The following is a 520-nucleotide window of genomic DNA, read 5'->3' as shown; positions in this document are numbered from 1 at the left end:
CGAGAAGTACGAGTCTGGCTTACAGTGATTCGGCGCGAATCAATGAGACGACTTATGCTGCCGTTGGTGGGCAGAGCACTATCAATAAGCCTGGGCAGGTTGATACCAAAGAGATGGTAGTCAAATATAACTGGGCGATCACACATAGGAGTAGTGAGTTTTTATTTCATGATGGTGAGCATGATGTAGATGTATATCGTTATACGTATAAACAGCAGGTAAATGTAACTATTTCTAATTTTCCGTCAGTAACTGGGGCAACAATTACAGTTGATGGAGTGGAAAGGGAGATCACAGGTAATGGAACATTTACGTTTTCTGGAGGTTCAAGTGGCAGTTTAGGTAGTCAACCGCTCGGCAATAAATCAACAGTTGTCTCAATAGAGACGTTCGGTAATCGGTGGGGTAGTGCGGTTATCGCTCATAATGATGTAGGTCCCACCAAAACCTCCGATGAATACGTCCGTATTTTTAACCTCGACAGCTCTGCAAAAACAGTAGAATTCACAGCCGATGGCAA

The 520-nt window shown here is 43.7% G+C and carries 1 protein-coding gene; it reads left to right on the top strand.

Annotation, left to right across the window (positions count from 1 at the left end; all coding sequences use genetic code 11):
* On the top strand, positions 1–520 hold a 520-nt coding region (locus Q1A69_RS20120; protein ID WP_299589711.1), incomplete at both ends, for a hypothetical protein.

The sequence above is a fragment of the uncultured Microbulbifer sp. genome (assembly GCF_947498635.1).
GTDB classification, from domain to species: domain Bacteria; phylum Pseudomonadota; class Gammaproteobacteria; order Pseudomonadales; family Cellvibrionaceae; genus Microbulbifer; species Microbulbifer echini.
This window is presented reverse-complemented; position numbering and strand designations above follow the sequence as displayed.